Genomic DNA, 18,156 nt, shown 5'->3' with positions numbered 1-18,156 from the left:
TCGGCTATAGCACCGCGCCAAGGACGCCGACATAGCTCAGGGGTAGAGCAACTGATTCGTAATCAGTAGGTCCTCGGTTCAATTCCGAGTGTCGGCACCATATCTCCTCTTTATTCTATCTCGCCTTCTGGAGAACAGTCGTGTTCTTGCGTCCGAGCATCCACCCGGCCAGGCAATAGAACGCCAGAAACCCGAGCGGGATCCATTCACCTCTGAGGCATTGCGCAACGAGGTCGCTCAATACCGTGGTCAGATTGACCAGACAGGTCACGATCGCCAGTACGGGCACGATACCGATCCAGTATGCTCCTATCCGGAAGCCGGGAAAAGGCACCCGAAACCGGGCAGGAAGGCGGGTTTCATCGCCCCGCAACTTCATGACGGCCAGCGCAATCACAACAAAACCGATCATGGTGCCTATACTGACAAGGTCGGCCAGCAGAGTGATCGGTAAAAGAGCTGCCGTCAGTGCCGTTAGTGCCGTCGTCATTCCAATGGCGAGAACCGGCGCCCCTGTCCTGGGATCAACCGCACTCAGCTGCTCGCTGATCAAACGATCATGGGCCAGAATATGGCACAGACGGGACTGTCCGTAGAGGCTGACAAACAAAACTGAGCCCAGACCAACCACTGAACCGAACTGCAATACAAAACCGAGAAAAGGCATGGCCAGAGCCTGTACGGCAAGAGCAACAGGACTCGCCACATCAAGCGCACGGAATGGTACCAGCCCCGTCATGACTAGAGAAACCATCACATAGAGTACAGCACTGATCGCTAGGGCACCGATCAGCCCGAACGGCACATCGCGCCCGGGATTACGCGCCTCGGATGCTGCGATCGAGATGGAGTCAAACCCCAGATAGGCAAAAGAGACTACGGCGACCGCGCGCAACAGGCCAGCAAACCCGAAATGAAAGCCCCCCTCCGACACAGGAAGGAAGGGATGCCAGAGCGCAGGCCTGACATGACTCCATCCCACCAGGACAAAAACGATCAGTACCGCAAGCTTAAGCAGGACAAAGGCGCCATTCGCCTGACTCGCCTGACGGATACCGCGAGACAGGACAAGCCCGAGTATCAGAACCAGACCCAGAGATACCAGATTGATTTGACCAGCAAGGTGAAATCCTCCGTCGCGCCAGAGCACGGTCGAGCTGGTGAGGGTCTTGGGAAGCATTATTCCGCAGGAAGCGAGAAGGTCTGCAAGATACCCTGTCAGCCCGACAGAAACGGCAGATCCGGCCAGCGCATATTCAAGCACCAGCATCCACGCCACCCACCAGGCAGGACCAATACCCAGTATGGCTCTGGCATAGCCATAGGCGCCCCCCATTGCCTCAGGCAGAGCTGAAGCAAGCTCGGCATAGCAGAGCCCGATAAAACCGCAGCTGATTGCCGCCAGAACAAACGAGAGAGACACAGCCGGTCCGGCATACTGGGCCGCAGCAATACCGGGGAGAACATAAATCCCTGCACCGACCACACTGCCGATACCCATCATCAGAAGACTGAATGGCCCGAGCTGACGATGCAGGATACGAGACTGGCCTTCAGCCGCCATAATGCCATTTTCCTCACAACCTGAATGAAAAGAAGCGTGGCGCGCTCCCTTTCACAAGGCAAGCCCGGAAGGCAGGCAAATGGGCAGACGACGGGCTAGAACATCATATTAACGGCTATCTGTGGCGAAACGGTCAGGTTCGTATTATGGCCAGCGAAAAAGGTCGAAGCACCAGCGACCACACCAAAGCGCGGCGACCAGCTATATTCAATGGCCGGTGCCACCATCCAGTCACCAGAAGACGACGTGACCCGATCGATCCGGCGACCACCACCATATGACCCCCAGACCCGCGACCCGTTCGACCAGTCACGGACCATATCAACCGCCAGCACCAGGCGCTGGTTGAAGCCGAATTCAAGCGAAAACCCGGTCTGCCCGTTCATGCCGGGACGGCCACGTCCGACAAAGCCCTTGGTTGTGCCATAACTCGTCAGGTCCTGAAGACGGGCGGAACTGACCGCGCGACGAAAAGTACCCCACATGCGCAGACGCAGCGTATAGTCATGTGGCAATTCATAGGTCGATTGTTCGACCAGAGCTGTACGAAAGACATAGGCACCATTACCTGCGCCATCCTGACTGCGCCCAAGCTCGGAATAATCTCCGGTTGGCATCAGCATGCCCACAAAAAGGCTCATGACAGGAATATAACGCTTGGGATCAGGATCGATAAAACGCCACAGAAAATCCACCGGCATATCACCGAATTTCAGGCTGCTCGCATTACCGTCATGCTTCTTCCAGCGGTAACTGATAGCCGGAAAAATCTGGATACTGATGTGATCGGTCAAACCATACTTGACCATAGTCGAATTGCTTATCGTTCTCTGGCTACCATCCATGGGCATGCTTGTCCCATTGGCTCCGAGATAATCGACTGCCTGATTATAGGAAAGATAAGGCTCGAGACCGAGGACACCAGCCTTGAATTGCGGTCCGGACGGGGAAATGAGCGACCCGGTATACCATTGCTCATGTCTGGATTGCGGTTCGGCATCCGAAGCATGTGCCGGAACAGTCGTGCATAAAGCACAAGCAATCACGAACAAGAGAGAAAGTCCCGATAACTCTGGAAAGATACTCTCGGAAATTTTGTAATAATATTTCAAAATCTAGCCATGCTGTTCTTGATGTTATCAAAGCACGGTTAAATTTCTTATTTCCTGAAAGCAACCTGATGATAACAAGTATTTCCTGTACTTCAGGACAGGATCGTTATCGGATAAAGGTTTTATGTGAGAAAGCTCACAGGAAAATGAGCAATCAGCTTTCGAAACTGGTTATTCATTTTTCTATTTTGATTTCCGGATGCGACGCTCCAGACAATAACTAATTTGTCTGGAGCGGGCGATGGGATTCGAACCCACGACCCCAACCTTGGCAAGGTTGTGCTCTACCCCTGAGCTACGCCCGCGTTCCGTTGGACGGGTTAATATTGCCTGGAGCGACAGGGCGCAAGAGGGTTTTTGAAAAAAAATGGTTTTTTTTCACTTTCGTTGAGTTGTTCCCCGTCGGGCTTGCTTCCTACAGGCTTCAGAACAATCTTGTAGCCAAATGTATTGGGTGGCGGGACACTTTTGCCAGCCTTAGAGCAGAGAGATTCCATGGATTACATCATCGGGCAGAATCCGCCTCAGGGCACAGCCGGAGCGCCTCAGGGAAATGGCGCCATGATTGTCGATGCCGATCAGCGCAGCTTTGTGCCGGAAGTACTGGATGCCAGCCGCGAGCTTCCGGTTCTGGTTGATTTCTGGGCCCCCTGGTGCGGCCCCTGCAAGCAGCTTACGCCAATTCTTGAACGTGCGGTAATGGCTGCGGGTGGTCGGGTAAAACTGGTCAAGGTCGATGTCGAAGCCAATGCCGCCCTCGCTGCACAGCTTGGTCAGATTGGACTCCCCATCCAGTCCATCCCTCTGGTCGCTGCTTTCTATAAGGGCCAGATCCTGAATATCATGCAGGGCGCCCAGCCCGAGAGCGAAGTTCGCCGTTTCATTGAGCAGATCCTGAAAGCGACTGGCGCCACCATGCCAAGTGCCGATCTGCTTGCTGCTGCCAATACGGCATTGCAGGATGGACAGCCTGCTGAAGCAGCTAGCCTTTTCGCTTCCCTACTCGAAATCGAGCCTGAAAACCCGGAAAGCTGGGGAGGCATGATTCGTGCGCTCGTCGCACTGGATGACACAGAAGGCGCCGATGAGGCTCTTGGTCAGGTACCTGCCAAACTCGTGGACCACCCGGCGATCTCCGGCGCCCGTTCTGCCCTTGCCCTGCACAAGGAAAGTCGTCAGGCAGCTTCGGCTCTCGACGGGCTGCGCGCCGAATGCGCCGCAGCCCCTGATGACCTCGCGCTCCGTTTCAGTCTGGCAGGCGCCCTCAACGGTGCAGGCAACAAAACCGAAGCGGCCGATACGCTTCTCTCGATCATTCGACAGGATCGCGACTGGAATGAAGGGGCAGCCCGTACAGAGCTGCTTCGTTTTCTCGAAGCTTGGGGCAACAGCGACCCGGCAACGCTTTCTGCACGCCGCAAGCTCTCCGCTCTTCTCTTCTCCTGAATTCCGTTCAGGCATATTCCCTGTACAGGGTGCTGCATCGCAGCACCCTGACTTTCTGAACCATCAAATCTCAGGATTTTCTTTCATGGCCCAGGATCTCGACCCTCGCCTGCTTTCTATGCTTGTCTGCCCGGTTACAAAGGAAGCACTGATCTATGACCGTGCTGCCCAGGAACTTATCAGCAAGGGAGCTGGTCTGGCCTATCCTGTGCGCGATGGCATTCCTGTCATGTTGCCGGAAGAGGCGCGCCGGATCGCCGACTGACAGAGACTATGCTCGAAACCGGCTCAACGCAGAATGAACAGGGCCGTGTCGAGTGTGAAACTCCCGTCTCCATCCATTTCGAAATGCGCCTGGACTGTTGTGCTGGTCATACTCTGTACCGAGCGAATGGCCTGCTGATGCAATTCAGACGTACCTGTACGAGCCACCCATGAAGCAAAATCCAGACGCAGGCGCATCGGCGTGATCGTCTGGATCTCGAAGCCGGCACACGTCAGTGCGCGTCGCCATTCCGATACCGTGTAGTTACGCATATGAGATGGATCACGCAGCGTCTCGATGGATTGCAGAATCGAGTCAGCCATTGCGTTCTCCGGCGCGACGGTATCGATTACAATGCCAATCCCGTCAGAACGTAGAACCCGACGCCATTCTGCCAGCCCCTTTCCCAGATCGGCCCAATGATGGGCACTGAAACGGCTTAATACGGCATCGAAGGCTCCAGCGGCAAAAGGCAGGGTCTCCGCATAACCGCAGACGGGAAGAACCGATTTCATGTCCCGTTTCTGCGCTTCGTCCTGAACCACCAGCGCCATGCTTCGTGTCGGATCGCAAGCGATAACCTGATCAACATGAGGGGCCAATGCATAGCTGACATGACCCCCGCCGCAGCCAAGATCGAGAACGCATCGCGATCCAGCCTTTTTTACCTCTGTCACCAGATAATCAAGATCAGCACCTGCCGCATGCACAGCGCTGCAGACATAATCTTGAGCGCGCAGATCATAATGGGCTGTAACAAAATTACTCATGGCGTGGAGCCTGGCTTACCATAAGAAACTTCTGCGTCAGGAACTGCATATTGTGGCTTCACTTCTGTAGTTACTGTCTCTGTGGCAAGCCCCGGCAGCATAGGTGGTCCGGATTGCCCATCCATACCGGGAATAGCGACAGGCAATGAGGCATAAGCGCGTGCCATGGGGTCACGATGAGGAGGCCGCCCAGGCGGATGGCCAGGGGGACCATTTACAGCCAGATCGGGTTTGGGCGGACCGAACGTTTCCGCCGCGCAGCCGGTGAGCACGGTCATCAGAAAAAGAAGCGAAGGGAAACGCATGAAACAAGTTCTATCAACCTCCTCACCCGGCGGCAATTGACGGATCAACGCGGGTGCGGCAGGCAGGGCGGATTATCTCAAGGAGAAATTTTCGTGTTTGATGGATCGCTTGCCTCACCGCATGGCCGCTGCAAGGCATGGATTGACAGCCTCTTCGTCGATCACGCGATCTTCCGTCTGCCATGGACCAATCTGGCAACTGTCGTGCCTGGCAAGGTCTATCGCTGCAACCACCCGACCCCCGCCCGTCTGGCACGTCTGGCAAAACGCCTCGGGCTGCATACTCTAGTCAATCTGCGCGGCCACCGACGCTGTGGTTCGGATGCACTCTCACGCAATGCCGCTGAACAGATCGGACTGGCTCATGTCGATATGGCATTCGAAAGCCGCGGCGCTCCGCATCGTGACCGTATCCTGCGCTTTGCCTCGCTTTACAGAAGTATTGAAATGCCGATGCTGATGCATTGCAAATCAGGTGCCGATCGCGCTGGCCTCGCTTCGGCTCTCGTCATCCTTTTCGAAGGTGGTACCGCAGCACAGGCGCTGAAACAGCTTCACTGGCGTTTTGGCCATTTCAATCGCTCACGCACCGGTATTCTGGATGCGTTCATTCTGCGTTATCAGAACCAGGCCGAAGGCCGCATTTCATTTCTGTACTGGGTTGAACATGAATATGATGAAGCGCAACTCAAGCAGGATTTTGTCGCCGGCAAGCTGGCATCCTTTCTGACCGATCAGGTTCTGCGTCGTGAATAATCGCGTGTGGCCAGATAAGAATTGGTTGACTTGGATTATAACCTTGCATCTCGTTCTGGCTCAGCCATCGTCTTGACAAGCTTCAGAAGCTGATGCCTCACCTGCTCGTCGCGAATGCGCTGAAATGCCTCCAAAAGCTCAATTGACGCTTCATCAAAATCAGGTTTTCCTTTGTTGGAACAAGGTGGACGCTCCGTTACCGTACCATTCCTGCTAACAAAAGCCGGGGGCATCTCGGAAAATCCAGTAGACAGCGAGGCAAGGCGTCCAACGTGATTGTCAGCCCCTGCAAGATCATCGAAAAAAAAACCTATCGGTACATTGAGAACGCGCGACATCTCATAAAGTCGGCTGGCACCCACCTTGTTGGCGCCCCTCTCGTATTTCTGTACCTGCTGAAATGTCAGCCCAAGCGCAGCACCAAGTTTTTCTTGAGACATGCCCAATAACGTACGGCGCAACCGAATACGCGCGCCCACAAGAACGTCTATCGGACCAGCAGCCGAAGCGCTTTTCTGGGTATTACTCATGCATCAGGACTCATATTTAGGGTTAATCTCAGGCGTCAATCGCCATGGATTAACCTTTTATTATCTATTTCCGGTAGCGCCCAAGGAAAACAGCCAGAATGATACCCGTTGCACATAGTATTATTGGCAGACTCCTTCCGTACTGTGAGAAGATGGTCGGAGGGTGAGGCGACGGTAAGGCAATCACAAGGCTTTCCGCATGACCCCATGGCAAACGGCCCAGTTCATGGCCAAAACTGTCGAATGCGGCCGTGATACCCATATTCGCAGCCTGAGCGACGGGAAGCCCCTCCTCAACAGCACGCATTCTTGCCGTAGCCAGATGCTGCCTGGGTCCTGCACTGTTACCAAACCACGCATCATTCGTGACATTACCAAGCCAGTTCGGACGGATGGCTCCGGTGACATGACCAGAAAAAATAACCTCATAGCAGACCATGGGGCCGACATCGCCTAATGCCGGTATCGACCATGTAGTAAGTCCCTGCCCTGGTGTAAGCTGGCCAGGTAACAGATTAAACGGAATAAAACGCGGTTGGTACTCGCCAAACGGCACGAGTGTCGCCTTGTCATAAATAGCTTTTATCTGGCCACTCTCATCGAGCGCCATGACACTGTTGTAATAACGGTTCTGCTCATCGCGACGGTCCGAACCAATCATGCCCCAGGCACCATCTCCTGCCTGTGCAATCAGCCGACGTGCAGCATCATCCTCATCCAGTAGCCCCGGAAAACCGGATTCTGGCCAAAGATAAATGATGCTGCGATCAGAGGCGAGAGCTCGCGCTTTCGATACCCCCTCATTCGTAAGACGCAGATACAGCCGGAAAGCATCCATTGCACCGGAACGTGAGAGAATATCACGCTCCTGCACATTGCCCTGAAGCAGCGCCACAACCGGATTGGTTACATTCATCAGTACGGGATAAGATAGGCGATACCACCCCGCACCAGTCCACAGGATAAAAAGTCCAACCAGAAACAGACGAGCCCTGGGACCATGCCACACCAGAAGACCAGTCAATGCGGCTAAAAAACTGAGACCATCGACCCCTATAAAAGCCGCTGGCTGGATCAGAATATCGCCAATACGACCGGGTAATTCGAACACGCTACCGGTCGGATTCCATGGAAATCCGGTGAAAATGAAAACACGCGCCATATCGGCGAGCGTCCACAAAGCGGACAGAAGAATCATTCTGGCCAGTCCCGCAGGAACCAGACGACAGAACACCACCGGGAGGACCGTCAGAGGCGCCAGAATGAGTGCGCAGCCAGGCGCTGCAATCGGTACAGCCCACCAGAACTCTGAAGCGCGCGTCAGAATGGCATTCGTCAGCCAGGACAGAGCGAGCGTATGATAACCCAACCCGAAGAAAAAGGCATGGAGCGCGAGCTGACGACTATTCGACGCATCCTGCGTACAGCGATAAAGATAGAGCAGCCCTACAGCCAGAGCCGGTAGAAAAAAGAGGGGCGGGAGCGCTAGAGCTGAAAAGGCTCCAACGAGAAGGTCTGCCAGAATCATTTTCCCGGTGGAAAATGGAAGCCGGCTCGATGAAGAGGAAAAATTCCAGAGCCGGAAAGTCACTCTATGCTCCTGGTTTATTCGAGAGCGTCCCTCAGGCGGCGCTCATAATGACGGTAGTATTTGTCTGCCAGAAGCTCGCTTTTTACGAGAACGGCAACATCCGTCGTATTGAACTGCTCGTCCACTACCGCGCCATCACCAATGAACCCCCCGAGCCGGAGATAGCCCTTTATCAGAGGAGGCAGTCTGGAGAGGCATTTGCGATGATCCAGCAAATGCGGGTCACGGCGCTGCATGTCGACATAACGCTCCGGCAACGCCCTGATGCGCAAGGCCGGGGGAGCAAGATGATTATGATAAAGATATGTCAGTTCGTCTGCCATGACCTCTGGATTGGTACCAGGCAGGCTGGCACAGCCAAAAAGCACGTCGATCCTGTGTAGGAAGATATAGGAAGCAATACCGCGCCAAAGCAGTTGCATGGCTGAACGGCCACGATAACGCTGATCGACGCAGGATCGACCGACTTCAAGCAGACGACCCGGAAATTCGGTCAGAGGAGAAATATCGTATTCGCTCGACGTATAGTAGCGTCCAAAATGAGCTGCTTTGTCACTGGTCAGAAGACGATAGGTTCCGACGACGCCTTCTGCACCGGAGGAAACAGCGTGATCAATGACAAGGAGATGGTCTGCCACCTCGTCAAATTCATCAATATCACGCTTCAGTCGCGCCGTGCGCTCGTCAGCGCGCGCACCCATTTCCTCGAAGAACACGCGATAACGCAGAGCCTGTGCGGCTTCACGTTCGGCATCAGTCGTCGCAATCCTGACGCCGAGCTGCCCACCACGCAGCTCGGGAAAAGCATCCCTTGCCAGCTCAAGCGTAGAGAGAGAATTGCCCGCAGGCGTACTGCTTTCACCATCCGTGACCAGCAGGCGGAACATCTCGGCATGTGAAGGTTTGGCGTTCATCCGTCCTGACCTGTCGGCTCGCCGGCTTTTCTGGGCAGACGGCGACCAAAAAGTTCGAGACGATGAGAGACCAGATCGAATCCGAGGCGACGCGCCAACGTTTCCATCAGAACCGCATGGTCCTCATCTTCAAATTCCACGACATGTCCGGTATCAACATCGATCAGATGATAGTGATGCTGATGCCCAGGCTCGCTTGCCTCATAACGGGCACGACCACCACCGAAATCACGCCTTTCGAGAATACCCTTCTCTTCGAGCAGTCTGACGGTCCGGTAGACCGTCGCGATCGAAATCCGGCTGTCGAGCTGCGCCGCACGACGATACAGCTCCTCGACATCAGGGTGATCTTCAGCCTCGGACAGAACGCGCGCGATCACGCGACGCTGTCCTGTCATCTTCAGGCCACGTTCGATACATAATTGCCCGATGCGCGACTCATCCTGAGCCCGCCCGCTTCGCTTTGCGTCAGCTTTCGCTTCAGATACCATGAGATAGGGCGTAGCCGAAAAACCGGCCCTTTGCCAACGTTAAGTAGCAGGCAAAGAGCTGCTTTCTCACCGTCGGTGACCGAGGCCGATCTTGCGCGCAAGATTTGAACGATGGCTGGCATAATTTGGCGCTACCATCGGGTACTCCGGCGGCAGATCCCAGCGTTCACGATATTGCTGTGGTGTCATGTCATAGACGGTTTGCAAATGACGGCGCAGCAGTTTCAGCTTCTTACCATCCTCCAGACAGATAATGTAATCAGGGAAAACTGATTTCTTCGGTGGTACTGCAGGAACAGGTTTGACAGTCTCAGGCTTGGTATTAGCCACATTTGACAGGGTCTGATGAACAGTACGAATGAGATTGGGTAGATCCTGACCCGAAATCTCATTATGGGTTACATAAGCAGAAATAATCTGTGTAGTAAGCTTTTGAAGGGTTAAGTTATCCGGCTCGTCAGACATATGGCTTCTCCCCGAGAAATATTTCCCAAGAAATATATACTGAACAATAAACCGAATTCAAGGCAACAGAACAACTATTCATAAGGTTTAGATATTATGAACATAAAAACAATTGATATAAGAGACAAGATCTGCCCGATGACAACGGTTTATGTCAGACTTGCGCTTGATAGAAGTGTGACGGGTGACGCTCTGGAAATCATTCTGCATGGCGAGGAAACACGCCGAAACGTAGAACTTCTTCTCGCTACACTTGGCCAGCAGGCTCATAGCCAACCAATCGATGATAACGGCCCAAGTGACTACATAATTACATTAACCAAATCATAACGCATAACACAGGCATCACTGCCATCAGGATAATAGGCCTGCCTATATCCACATTGCAGAAACCCCTGTTTTACATACAGGGCAGTTGCTGCCCTGTTGTTAGTTGAAACCTCAAGATACAAGCTATGCACCCCCTGATCCCTCAGTATATCGCAAGCATGAGCAATAAGTTTCGATGCCAGATTTCTTCTTTGATGTGCAGGAATTACCCCAAGAGTAAGAATTTCTGCCTCATCTGCTACATATCTTATCATCAGCACACCGGATGGCTCATTCTCTTCCAGAACGACCCAGGCCATTACACCCGGAGCTGATAACAGAGCTGTGAATGCCTCTTCGCTCCATTGTTCACCTTCGGAAAAACATAGTGCATGCAAAGAGGCACAAAGAACCGCGTGGGATGTACTGACAATCTGACAAACTGACTGATCTGTCATCTGATCGGTGCAGGACGCAGCCCTTGTGCAGGAGGCTTGGCTTCCGGAGCGTCTATATAGAAAGGCTGCAATGCCGTGACTGCGGGTGCCGTCAGACCTGCCGAGAAAACAAGCCGCAAATCAGGCCTGGGCTGATCAATAGGCTCGATATTTGTATTCATGATCATTGACACACCGTTACCAATGATCTGAGCCCCGTCAGGCAAAGTCAGATCATCCGGTGCCCCCGCCCAGAATTGTCCATCAGGAAATTCTGCAAAAAGCCTGTTACGTCGTGCATATGTCAGGCAGATCGTACTCGCCCAGTCAGGGTTAGCCCGAAAACATTGCCCAGTTGTCACACCATGCAGCCTCGCTCCGAAGCCGAATGACAAACCATCTGCTAGAGCCAGGCTCGCGCGCAGCCCGGTAAATGAACCAGGCCCTGTGACGGCAATAATGCGATCAGGTCCTTTGTCCCAACCAAGTCTACGAAACAGGGACTGGCAGGTCGATGCCAGAGAGGCAGTCGCACCAATACCTTCCAGAGGCTCGTGAATGATGCATTCTGCGCCGACAAACCCGGCCACGTCTCCAAGGGAACCGGCACCGAGCGTAGCGCCATTCAGGACCAGACTGCGCATCGGAGATTCTGCCAGCATCAGAGAACGAGACAGCTTTCATCAAAGCTCAGACGCATGGCACGTTCAGACAGAACGCGCGCGTCAGCATAGCCGAGTCCTGCAAGAAAATTAATCCGCCATCCTGTGTCACTAAGAAAAGTGTCTTCTACAGCATAGGAATCAAATCCCGAGAATGGCGCTACGGACAGGCCAAGTGCGCGCGCCGCAAGAATCAGATACCCTCCCTGCAAGGATCCATTACGAAACGCCGTCTCTTCCGATAGTCCGACATCGGCAGCGAACCAGTTCCGCAGCTCGGCCTCACGACTGAGGCGTGGAAGATGCTCGAAGAAAAGCGGATCATGACAGACCAGAGTCACTACAGGCGCCTTGAGACAGAGCTCAAGATTGCCCGCAGAAAGAGCTGGCCTGAGCCGCTCTTTCATATCGTCCGACGTCAGAAAAACGAATCTGGCGGGGCAGGTATTGCCAGAGGTCGGACCAAGCTTGAGTAGATCGTAGAGCGCAACCAGCGTTTCACGTTCAACAGGCATTTCTGCCCACCCATGTGGCGTCCGTGCCTGCCTGAAAAGCTGATCCAGTGACGTCTCATCCAGGGGTGCCGTAGCAAGAAACTCCGGATGGCTTTCAGTCACGTTCTCAATCCTCAACCTGTTCGACTGCCACCACTTCAGGGACATAGTGGCGCAACATATTCTCGACGCCATGCTTGAGCGTCGCCCGCGATGACGGACACCCTGCACAAGCGCCCTGCATCGTCAGACGCACCACGCCATCACGATATCCCCTGAATACGATATCACCACCATCCCCTGCAACGGCAGGTCGAACGCGCGTATCAAGAAGCTCGCGAATCTGTGCTACGACAGCCTCATCTTCAGGAGCAATGGCTTCCTCCTGGGCCTCAGCGGCAGCTTCGAGACTCTTGGCCCCTGAGTCAAAATGGCTCGTAATGGCAGCAAGAAGAAGCGGCTTGAGCGTGTTCCAGCTGAACTCATCAGTCTTGGTGACAGAAATGAAATCGGAACCGAGAAAGACACCGCTGACCCCATTGACGCCAAAAAGCGTCACGGCAAGAGGTGATCGACCTTCAGCCGCGCTTGGCTCGGCGAAATCGGCAGAACCTCTATGCCCGGTAACAGCACGACCGGGCAGGAACTTCAGAGTAGCGGGGTTGGGCGTATCCTCGGTCTCAATAAACATCACAACTCTCAGATCTCAGTTATAGCTGTGAGATGTGCCATCAATCGCGACTACGCAAGTCCCTTTTAACGGATTCAGACTTCTGGTACCCCAAGAGGCAGGGTAACCTGCACACAGAGGCCGCGACCAGGCACATTATGAAGATCAACTGTGCCACGCGCACGACCCACTTCACGGGTCACAATGGCAAGGCCCAGCCCCATGCCACCAGTCGCCCGCGAACGGGACCCCTCGACACGGTAAAAAGCCGACAGCACTTTCTCCAGTTCGGCTTCAGGAATACCGGGGCCATCATCAATCACGGAGATTAATGCGTTCTGACCGGTAGTTTCAAACGTTACATGAGCATTGCCGCCGTAATTACAGGCGTTGTCAATAAGGTTGGCAAATACCCGTTTGATCGCAAGCGGCCGTACCCAGGCCTGACAACGATCAGGACCAGTATAACTCGTGTCCCTGCCACGATCACTCTGTGAGTCAAGCAAGGTATTGAGAATGGCCACAAGATCGACCTGCTTGACCGGCTCAGGATCGAGGTCCCCTGCCAGATAGGCCAGAGCCCCCGTTACCATCGCCTCCATCTCGTCGATATCGGCTTCGATCGCGGCTTGCGTTTCCTCGTCATCCATGAAGCCGGCACGCAGACGCAGACGGGCCAGAGGTGTGCGCAGATCATGCGAGACAGCTGCCAGGATCTCGGTACGATCACTGATCAGGCGATGGATGCGATGTTGCATCTTGTTTATTGCATGCGCCAGCCCACGCACTTCCCGTGGGCCACGCTCGTCCAGCATCGTCCACTGCGTATCGTCTGATTTGGCAATACTGTCAGCCACTTCGGCCAGAGCCCGGAGCGGCGTACTGAGGGAGCGGACGATCATAGCGGCGGCAATCGCGACAGCTCCAGCAGTGATGGCCGCCGAAGCCAGTCCACCAGTCATATGACGGTGCTTGAGAATACCTGGCACATTAAATACAAGACGCTGCCGTCAGCCAGCTGTAATGTGCCGTGGATACTTGAAGAATCGGCACGATCAGCCCAGACGCGAATATCAGCTTTTGCGAGATCACGATCATTGGCAATCAGGCTGTCTTCGACCTTACGCAGCCTGTGAGGCTGTGTCAGTTCGAAAGACTGATTGGCAGAACGCCAGGCAACATTGATACCGTTATCAGAAAGCAATGCCCCCAAGAGGCCACGCTGACTGATAGGCGTGGTACGCAGCACCCTGAGATCAGTGCTCAGTTCCTCTGCCAGCTGGGTAATACGGCTGTCATCATCGATATAGGTTTCAGCCTCTTCGTAGAAAAAGGCACTGGCTACAAAAACGAGAATGACTGCAGCAAGCAGCACGACGCTGACTCGTCCGACAAGGCCGACAGGCCAGAGACGGATGATACGGGGCGTGCTGCCCCCTCCCAGAGTGAAGGGCATGCGTCCTCAGACGCGCTCTACTTCTGCCACAAAAATATAACCTAGGCCGCGTACAGTACGAATCAGGGAGTCTGCATCGGCACCGAGCTTACGACGCAAACGGCTGACCAGAACGTCAATACTGCGATCAGACACATCGCCAAGGCGTGTACGGGACAGTTCGAGCAGACGATCACGAGCAATGACACGCTGCGGATTATCAAGAAAGCTGATAAGCAAGTCATGCTCTGCGCCGGAAATATCGACAACAGTACCCGAAGGATCTGTCAGTTCACGACGACGCAGGTCAAGCTTCCAGCCTGCAAACAGGATTGTCTCCTTGCGGGATACTTCCGTCGGGGCAGCTCCCTGGCCACGACGCAATACGGCGCGTACCCGAGCCAGAAGTTCTCGCTGACCAAACGGCTTGGCAACATAATCATCTGCACCAATCTCGAGGCCAAGAACGCGATCGCGTTCTTCCCCTCGGGCAGAGACCATGATGATAGGGGTCTGGGCCAGTGAAGCCTCACCAGGGTGGTTCATTCCCTGTCCGTTACGAATAGCCCTGCAGAGCTCTATACCGCTGGTCTTGGGAAGCATCACGTCCATGACCAGCAAATCAACGGGACCAACTGCCAGGGCATCCCACATTTCATCCCCGGAAGCGACACTGCGAACCCGGAAGCCATCTCCCTGAAGGGCACGCTGGATAAGGGTTCGCATTCCCGGATCGTCTTCAACGATAAGGATACGAGCCGGCAGGTCAGTAGAGGGAGATACTGTCGTCATAAACCCGTCGATCATGCTGTGAAACGAAATTTGATACAATCTATGTCTGACACAGCTCAGAATAACAAGAAAGGATCGCGTTGATACGCGCTTTCCCTCACCTTGCCGGTTTTGTTACAAGAAGCGTCCAGAGCTGGGCCAGATCCTGTGATCCGTGATCACCATGAACCTCTGCGAAAGTCTTGAGCGCATCATCCTTGCGACCGCCATCCATCTGCGCCATGCCATATTGCAGTTTGGCACCTTCAGGGGCAGCAGGGTTCTTCTTCAGGCCCTCACGCATCAGCGCAAGTCCTTCGTCAACCTGACCATTCAAAACCAGATTATAGCCTGCCGTCAGCGAAAGCGTCGCAGCAGGGGACTGACGGGCTGCGGCCACATCCGCAGGGAGGCTGGCCTTGACCTCTCCAGCACGCTTTACAACCACAGCTTTCAGGCGCGCTTCACGCGCAGCGCCGGCATCCTTGCCCAACGCACCGGATGCATAGGCCTGATCCATAAGATTGAGGCCAAGCTGCGGCAGACCTGCCTGAACAGCACGCTCAATCATATCCATGTAATCAGCCGGATCCTTGAGCACACCGGTCGCCATGCGCAAGCGTTCAAGATTGAACTGCAAGGCATCCGGCATCTGGGGATCAGCGGCGAGATTATGGATCAGCATCGCCCAATAGTCAGGCTTTGAATAATATTTGGCCAGCAGCACATAGGCATGCGTCTCGTTGGCCGCATCCTTCATCTGATGATAGCAGGTCGCAAGGAACTGAAGCTGGTTCTCGCTGGGAACACGCTTTGCCTTAATTTCGGCGTTGATCTGATCCTGCTGGACCCGGGCTGCATTCTTGAAATCCTGCTGCAGATAATAAGCCTGCACCAGAAGAGCCTGCATCTGGGGATTTGGACCGGCAATTTTCAGATAGCGTTCGATAGCGGGAACGGCACGTGCATAGTCCTTGGCATTGTAGGCCATGGTCGCATTCGCCATAAGCATCTGCTGCTTGGCCGCAGCCGGTGTGCGCGATGAAGCAATGAGCACATCATAGGCCTTGGATGCGGCAGGAACATCGCCCGACGAGGCAGCAACGGCTGCACGCATCTGCGCGATGGTATACTTCTCGTATTCGGTTTTCCCCGGCACGGCATCGGCTGCATCCACGGCACTCATGGCCTTGGCATAGTTTTTTGCACCCAGTGCCGTCTGCGCCTCTTGCAGCGGTTTGCCGACCTTGGCGCTCAGCTGGTCTTCAGCCTGCGCGGCAGGTGCCACCCAGGCGCCGACAACGGGGACAGAAGAGGAAACTGCCAGAAGCGAGCTGGCTGCAAGGAGGGCGCGAGAACAACGGGGAAAACGCACTTACTGTCCTTCCATGAACTGGTCTTGTCCGACGATACCGAGCTTGTTGACACCAAGACGCTGAGCGTCGGCGAGTACGTGGGCTACGGTCTTGTAATCGGCAAGACGATTCGGGTGAATATGCATTTCAGGCTGGTCGGGCTGGTTGGCTGCATCCATGAAATGCGCCTGAAGATCGGCCTCGGAGGAGATGGGGGTGCCATTCCAGCTGATAGAATTATCGAAATCAATCGCCACCGTAACAACCTTGGGCTCTTCCGTACTCGGTGGCGGGTTGCCCTGCGGCAGATCCAGCGCGACTGAATGCGTCTGAAGCGGAATAGTGATGATCAGCATGATGAGCAGCACGAGCATGACGTCAATCAGGGGCGTCGTGTTGATATCGACGATGCCCTCGTCTTCATGCGTGCTGTCGGATCCGACGCTCATGGCCATGAGAGAACTCTCCAACAGGCGGAAACCGGCACAGGCCGGCACCCGGAAATAACGGAGCCGGAAGGCCCGATTTCAAAAACCGGTCCTTCCTGAAGCTGGTACCCTGACCTGATGTCAGGAATGAGGCTGCTCGGTGATGAAATCGATACGATAGATGCCAGCTTCTTGACAGGTCGCAACGATCTTGCCGACAGCTTCATATCTTGCCTTGCCGTCACCCCTGATCTGGATCTGGGGCTGCGGCTTGATGACCGCGATCTTCTCGAGACGATCGAGCAGATCCTGATGACCACGCAAAGGAACCTCGTTCCAGTACGCCTGACCATTCGCCGTGACCGCCAGGACAACATTGCCTGGCTTGGTCTGGGTCGGCTGGTTGGCGTCGCGCGGCAGCTGCACCTTCACGGTATGCGTCGCAACCGGATGGTGATCAGGAAGATGATGAGAAGAACAAGCATCACGTCGACGAGCGGCGTCGTGTTGATCGCCGAGACGACTTCGTCTTCTTCACCACCCCCACCGACGTTCATTGCCATGATCAGGCAACTCGCGAGCTGGTGGTCGTGGTCGTCGGGCTATGATCGCCACCGGTCGTCGGCGTAACACCGTGACGGAAGCCACCCAGCAGGACAGACTGAACGTCGGCAGCGAAGTTGCGCACGCGGTCCATGGCGCCCTTGTTACGACGAACGAGCAGGTTGTAACCCAGAACAGCCGGAACAGCAGTCGCAAGACCGATAGCCGTCATGATGAGTGATTCACCAACCGGACCGGCAACCTTGTCGATCGAAGCCTGGCCAGCGATGCCGATTGCGGTCAGGGCATGGTAGATACCCCAGACAGTGCCGAACAGACCGACGAACGGTGAGGTCGAACCCACAGTACCAAGGAAGGCAAGGCCGCCCTGCAGACGCGTGTTGATGGTATCGACCGAACGCTGAACGGACATGGCAGTCCAGCTATGCAGGTCAATGGCATCACGCATTGAACCTTCATGATGCTGGGCAGCAACGATACCCGTCTCGGCAATGTAGCGGAACGGCGAGGCCGGCTTCAGGGCAGCAGCACCTTCCTGAACGGTCGGCTTGGTCCAGAACTCGCGAGCGGCTTCCTTGGAGGCACCAAAAACCTTGGACTGCTCAAGGAATTTCGTGACCATGATGATCCAGGTACCAGCAGACATGATCACCATGATGATCAGAACGCTGCGGGAAATCACGTCGCCGCCGTTCCACAGGGCACCCAGACCGTACGGGTTTTCCTGGGATTTCGGGGCTGCCGTGTCAGCGGAAGCCTCGGGTGCCGGAGCGGCGGCATCAGGCGCCGGAACTGCAGGGGCAGCGGCATCGAGGTGCCGGA

General features: G+C 54.9%; 23 protein-coding genes, 2 tRNA genes and 1 pseudogene. 5 read left to right on the top strand and 21 right to left on the bottom strand.

Translation table 11 applies throughout. The features are described from left to right. Window positions 1-25: 25 nt before the first annotated feature. Window positions 26-100: transfer RNA gene (locus tag JCM25354_RS02975), tRNA-Thr, on the top strand. A gap of 15 nt (window positions 101-115) precedes the next feature. Here the strand turns inward: JCM25354_RS02975 and JCM25354_RS02970 are convergent. From JCM25354_RS02970 to JCM25354_RS02960, 3 genes are all read right to left on the bottom strand, one after another. Beyond that, window positions 116-1,564, bottom strand: a complete 1,449-nt coding sequence (locus tag JCM25354_RS02970) for an APC family permease (RefSeq protein WP_025884905.1) — start codon at window positions 1,562-1,564, stop codon at window positions 116-118. Between the two features lie 95 nt (window positions 1,565-1,659). After that, window positions 1,660-2,610, bottom strand: a complete 951-nt coding sequence (locus JCM25354_RS02965; protein ID WP_243443882.1) for a hypothetical protein — start codon at window positions 2,608-2,610, stop codon at window positions 1,660-1,662. A gap of 296 nt (window positions 2,611-2,906) precedes the next feature. Beyond that, window positions 2,907-2,981, bottom strand: a tRNA-Gly gene (locus JCM25354_RS02960). A gap of 190 nt (window positions 2,982-3,171) precedes the next feature. Between JCM25354_RS02960 and JCM25354_RS02950 the strand changes: the two genes are divergently transcribed. Together JCM25354_RS02950 and JCM25354_RS02945 are read left to right on the top strand one after the other, a co-directional pair. Beyond that, entirely contained in the window at window positions 3,172-4,122 is a 951-nt protein-coding gene (locus tag JCM25354_RS02950; RefSeq protein WP_025884903.1) for a tetratricopeptide repeat protein, read from the top strand. An 85-nt stretch (window positions 4,123-4,207) separates the two neighbouring features. Then, window positions 4,208-4,387: a Trm112 family protein gene (locus JCM25354_RS02945; RefSeq protein WP_025884902.1), complete on the top strand. Its 180-nt coding sequence runs from the start codon at window positions 4,208-4,210 to the stop codon at window positions 4,385-4,387. A gap of 23 nt (window positions 4,388-4,410) precedes the next feature. Here JCM25354_RS02945 and JCM25354_RS02940 read toward each other — a convergent pair whose 3' ends face one another. After that, complete coding sequence (locus JCM25354_RS02940; RefSeq protein WP_025884901.1) at window positions 4,411-5,157, bottom strand: class I SAM-dependent methyltransferase; 747 nt, start codon at window positions 5,155-5,157, stop codon at window positions 4,411-4,413. Then, entirely contained in the window at window positions 5,154-5,462 is a 309-nt protein-coding gene (locus tag JCM25354_RS02935) for a hypothetical protein (protein ID WP_025884900.1), read from the bottom strand. Before JCM25354_RS02935 ends, JCM25354_RS02940 begins: the two co-directional genes overlap by 4 nt. 93 nt (window positions 5,463-5,555) lie before the next feature. On the opposite strand from JCM25354_RS02935, the gene JCM25354_RS02930 reads away from it, so the two are divergent. After that, window positions 5,556-6,218, top strand: coding sequence for a tyrosine-protein phosphatase (locus JCM25354_RS02930; RefSeq protein ID WP_025884899.1), 663 nt, complete (start codon window positions 5,556-5,558; stop codon window positions 6,216-6,218). Window positions 6,219-6,253: 35 nt separating this feature from the next. Here the strand turns inward: JCM25354_RS02930 and JCM25354_RS02925 are convergent, their stop codons facing one another. The 5 genes from JCM25354_RS02925 to JCM25354_RS16205 all read right to left on the bottom strand — a co-directional run bounded on the left by JCM25354_RS02925 (window position 6,254) and on the right by JCM25354_RS16205 (window position 10,209). Continuing rightward, window positions 6,254-6,748 carry a helix-turn-helix domain-containing protein gene (locus JCM25354_RS02925; RefSeq protein WP_025884898.1) on the bottom strand — a complete coding sequence of 165 codons (495 nt, stop codon included), beginning with the start codon at window positions 6,746-6,748 and terminating at the stop codon, window positions 6,254-6,256. Window positions 6,749-6,812: 64 nt separating this feature from the next. Beyond that, complete coding sequence (gene lnt, locus JCM25354_RS16210; RefSeq protein WP_051537179.1) at window positions 6,813-8,276, bottom strand: apolipoprotein N-acyltransferase; 1,464 nt, start codon at window positions 8,274-8,276, stop codon at window positions 6,813-6,815. A 77-nt stretch (window positions 8,277-8,353) separates the two neighbouring features. After that, window positions 8,354-9,226, bottom strand: a complete 873-nt coding sequence (locus JCM25354_RS02915) for a GNAT family N-acetyltransferase (protein ID WP_051537201.1) — start codon at window positions 9,224-9,226, stop codon at window positions 8,354-8,356. 23 nt (window positions 9,227-9,249) lie between these two features. Beyond that, window positions 9,250-9,744 carry a Fur family transcriptional regulator gene (locus JCM25354_RS02910; RefSeq protein WP_025884896.1) on the bottom strand — a complete coding sequence of 165 codons (495 nt, stop codon included), beginning with the start codon at window positions 9,742-9,744 and terminating at the stop codon, window positions 9,250-9,252. A 66-nt stretch (window positions 9,745-9,810) separates the two neighbouring features. Then, a complete protein-coding gene (locus JCM25354_RS16205; RefSeq protein ID WP_035446669.1) occupies window positions 9,811-10,209 on the bottom strand; it encodes a MucR family transcriptional regulator in 399 nt (132 codons plus the stop codon). A 96-nt stretch (window positions 10,210-10,305) separates the two neighbouring features. Between JCM25354_RS16205 and JCM25354_RS23250 the strand changes: the two genes are divergently transcribed. Continuing rightward, window positions 10,306-10,539 carry a sulfurtransferase TusA family protein gene (locus JCM25354_RS23250; protein WP_084294609.1) on the top strand — a complete coding sequence of 78 codons (234 nt, stop codon included), beginning with the start codon at window positions 10,306-10,308 and terminating at the stop codon, window positions 10,537-10,539. On the opposite strand, the gene JCM25354_RS02900 is transcribed toward JCM25354_RS23250, so the two are convergent. The 11 genes and pseudogenes from JCM25354_RS02900 to JCM25354_RS02855 all read right to left on the bottom strand — a co-directional run. Then, the gene (locus JCM25354_RS02900; RefSeq protein ID WP_025884895.1) at window positions 10,512-10,976 is read right to left on the bottom strand and encodes a GNAT family N-acetyltransferase; all 465 of its coding nucleotides are present in this window, start codon (window positions 10,974-10,976) and stop codon (window positions 10,512-10,514) included. The genes JCM25354_RS23250 and JCM25354_RS02900 overlap by 28 nt on opposite strands. Next, on the bottom strand, window positions 10,973-11,599 hold the full coding sequence (locus tag JCM25354_RS02895) for a tRNA threonylcarbamoyladenosine biosynthesis protein TsaB (protein ID WP_025884894.1): 627 nt from the start codon (window positions 11,597-11,599) through the stop codon (window positions 10,973-10,975). Before JCM25354_RS02895 ends, JCM25354_RS02900 begins: the two co-directional genes overlap by 4 nt. 17 nt (window positions 11,600-11,616) lie before the next feature. Continuing rightward, window positions 11,617-12,234: a malonic semialdehyde reductase gene (locus JCM25354_RS02890; RefSeq protein ID WP_243443857.1), complete on the bottom strand. Its 618-nt coding sequence runs from the start codon at window positions 12,232-12,234 to the stop codon at window positions 11,617-11,619. A gap of 4 nt (window positions 12,235-12,238) precedes the next feature. After that, complete coding sequence (locus tag JCM25354_RS02885) at window positions 12,239-12,802, bottom strand: NifU family protein (protein WP_025884892.1); 564 nt, start codon at window positions 12,800-12,802, stop codon at window positions 12,239-12,241. Window positions 12,803-12,876: 74 nt separating this feature from the next. After that, the gene (locus tag JCM25354_RS22020) at window positions 12,877-13,743 is read right to left on the bottom strand and encodes an ATP-binding protein (RefSeq protein WP_243443856.1); all 867 of its coding nucleotides are present in this window, start codon (window positions 13,741-13,743) and stop codon (window positions 12,877-12,879) included. Next, a complete protein-coding gene (locus JCM25354_RS22015) occupies window positions 13,740-14,237 on the bottom strand; it encodes a hypothetical protein (protein WP_243443855.1) in 498 nt (165 codons plus the stop codon). Before JCM25354_RS22015 ends, JCM25354_RS22020 begins: the two co-directional genes overlap by 4 nt. A 6-nt stretch (window positions 14,238-14,243) precedes the next feature. Further along, on the bottom strand, window positions 14,244-15,008 hold the full coding sequence (locus tag JCM25354_RS02875) for a response regulator (protein WP_025884891.1): 765 nt from the start codon (window positions 15,006-15,008) through the stop codon (window positions 14,244-14,246). Window positions 15,009-15,105: 97 nt separating this feature from the next. Beyond that, the gene (locus JCM25354_RS02870; RefSeq protein ID WP_025884890.1) at window positions 15,106-16,362 is read right to left on the bottom strand and encodes a tetratricopeptide repeat protein; all 1,257 of its coding nucleotides are present in this window, start codon (window positions 16,360-16,362) and stop codon (window positions 15,106-15,108) included. Further along, window positions 16,363-16,797 (bottom strand): ExbD/TolR family protein, encoded by a 435-nt coding sequence (locus JCM25354_RS02865; protein WP_025842174.1) that lies wholly within the window; start codon window positions 16,795-16,797, stop codon window positions 16,363-16,365. A gap of 114 nt (window positions 16,798-16,911) precedes the next feature. Continuing rightward, window positions 16,912-17,333 (bottom strand): annotated as a pseudogene (locus JCM25354_RS16195) (ExbD/TolR family protein). Window positions 17,334-17,335: 2 nt separating this feature from the next. Further along, the coding region (locus tag JCM25354_RS02855; RefSeq protein WP_025884889.1) for a MotA/TolQ/ExbB proton channel family protein at window positions 17,336-18,156 on the bottom strand (821 nt) is incomplete at its 5' end.

This window comes from Asaia prunellae JCM 25354 (genome assembly GCF_000613885.1).
In the GTDB taxonomy this organism is placed as follows: Bacteria; Pseudomonadota; Alphaproteobacteria; order Acetobacterales; family Acetobacteraceae; genus Asaia; species Asaia prunellae.
Note: the sequence above shows the minus strand (reverse complement) of the source record. Positions and strands in the feature narration are given on the sequence as shown.

Coding starts and splice junctions, on each gene's coding strand:
- JCM25354_RS02970 (WP_025884905.1), bottom strand. CDS start 1,564: ATGGCGGCTGAAGGCCAGTCTCGTATCCTGCATCGTCAGCTCGGGCCA.
- JCM25354_RS02950 (WP_025884903.1), top strand. CDS start 3,172: ATGGATTACATCATCGGGCAGAATCCGCCTCAGGGCACAGCCGGAGCG.
- JCM25354_RS02945 (WP_025884902.1), top strand. CDS start 4,208: ATGGCCCAGGATCTCGACCCTCGCCTGCTTTCTATGCTTGTCTGCCCG.
- JCM25354_RS02940 (WP_025884901.1), bottom strand. CDS start 5,157: ATGAGTAATTTTGTTACAGCCCATTATGATCTGCGCGCTCAAGATTAT.
- JCM25354_RS02935 (WP_025884900.1), bottom strand. CDS start 5,462: ATGCGTTTCCCTTCGCTTCTTTTTCTGATGACCGTGCTCACCGGCTGC.
- JCM25354_RS02925 (WP_025884898.1), bottom strand. CDS start 6,748: ATGAGTAATACCCAGAAAAGCGCTTCGGCTGCTGGTCCGATAGACGTT.
- lnt (WP_051537179.1), bottom strand. CDS start 8,276: ATGATTCTGGCAGACCTTCTCGTTGGAGCCTTTTCAGCTCTAGCGCTC.
- JCM25354_RS02915 (WP_051537201.1), bottom strand. CDS start 9,226: ATGTTCCGCCTGCTGGTCACGGATGGTGAAAGCAGTACGCCTGCGGGC.
- JCM25354_RS02910 (WP_025884896.1), bottom strand. CDS start 9,744: ATGGTATCTGAAGCGAAAGCTGACGCAAAGCGAAGCGGGCGGGCTCAG.
- JCM25354_RS16205 (WP_035446669.1), bottom strand. CDS start 10,209: ATGTCTGACGAGCCGGATAACTTAACCCTTCAAAAGCTTACTACACAG.
- JCM25354_RS23250 (WP_084294609.1), top strand. CDS start 10,306: ATGAACATAAAAACAATTGATATAAGAGACAAGATCTGCCCGATGACA.
- JCM25354_RS02900 (WP_025884895.1), bottom strand. CDS start 10,976: ATGACAGATCAGTCAGTTTGTCAGATTGTCAGTACATCCCACGCGGTT.
- JCM25354_RS02895 (WP_025884894.1), bottom strand. CDS start 11,599: ATGCGCAGTCTGGTCCTGAATGGCGCTACGCTCGGTGCCGGTTCCCTT.
- JCM25354_RS02885 (WP_025884892.1), bottom strand. CDS start 12,802: ATGTTTATTGAGACCGAGGATACGCCCAACCCCGCTACTCTGAAGTTC.
- JCM25354_RS22020 (WP_243443856.1), bottom strand. CDS start 13,743: ATGACTGGTGGACTGGCTTCGGCGGCCATCACTGCTGGAGCTGTCGCG.
- JCM25354_RS22015 (WP_243443855.1), bottom strand. CDS start 14,237: ATGCCCTTCACTCTGGGAGGGGGCAGCACGCCCCGTATCATCCGTCTC.
- JCM25354_RS02875 (WP_025884891.1), bottom strand. CDS start 15,008: ATGACGACAGTATCTCCCTCTACTGACCTGCCGGCTCGTATCCTTATC.
- JCM25354_RS02865 (WP_025842174.1), bottom strand. CDS start 16,797: ATGGCCATGAGCGTCGGATCCGACAGCACGCATGAAGACGAGGGCATC.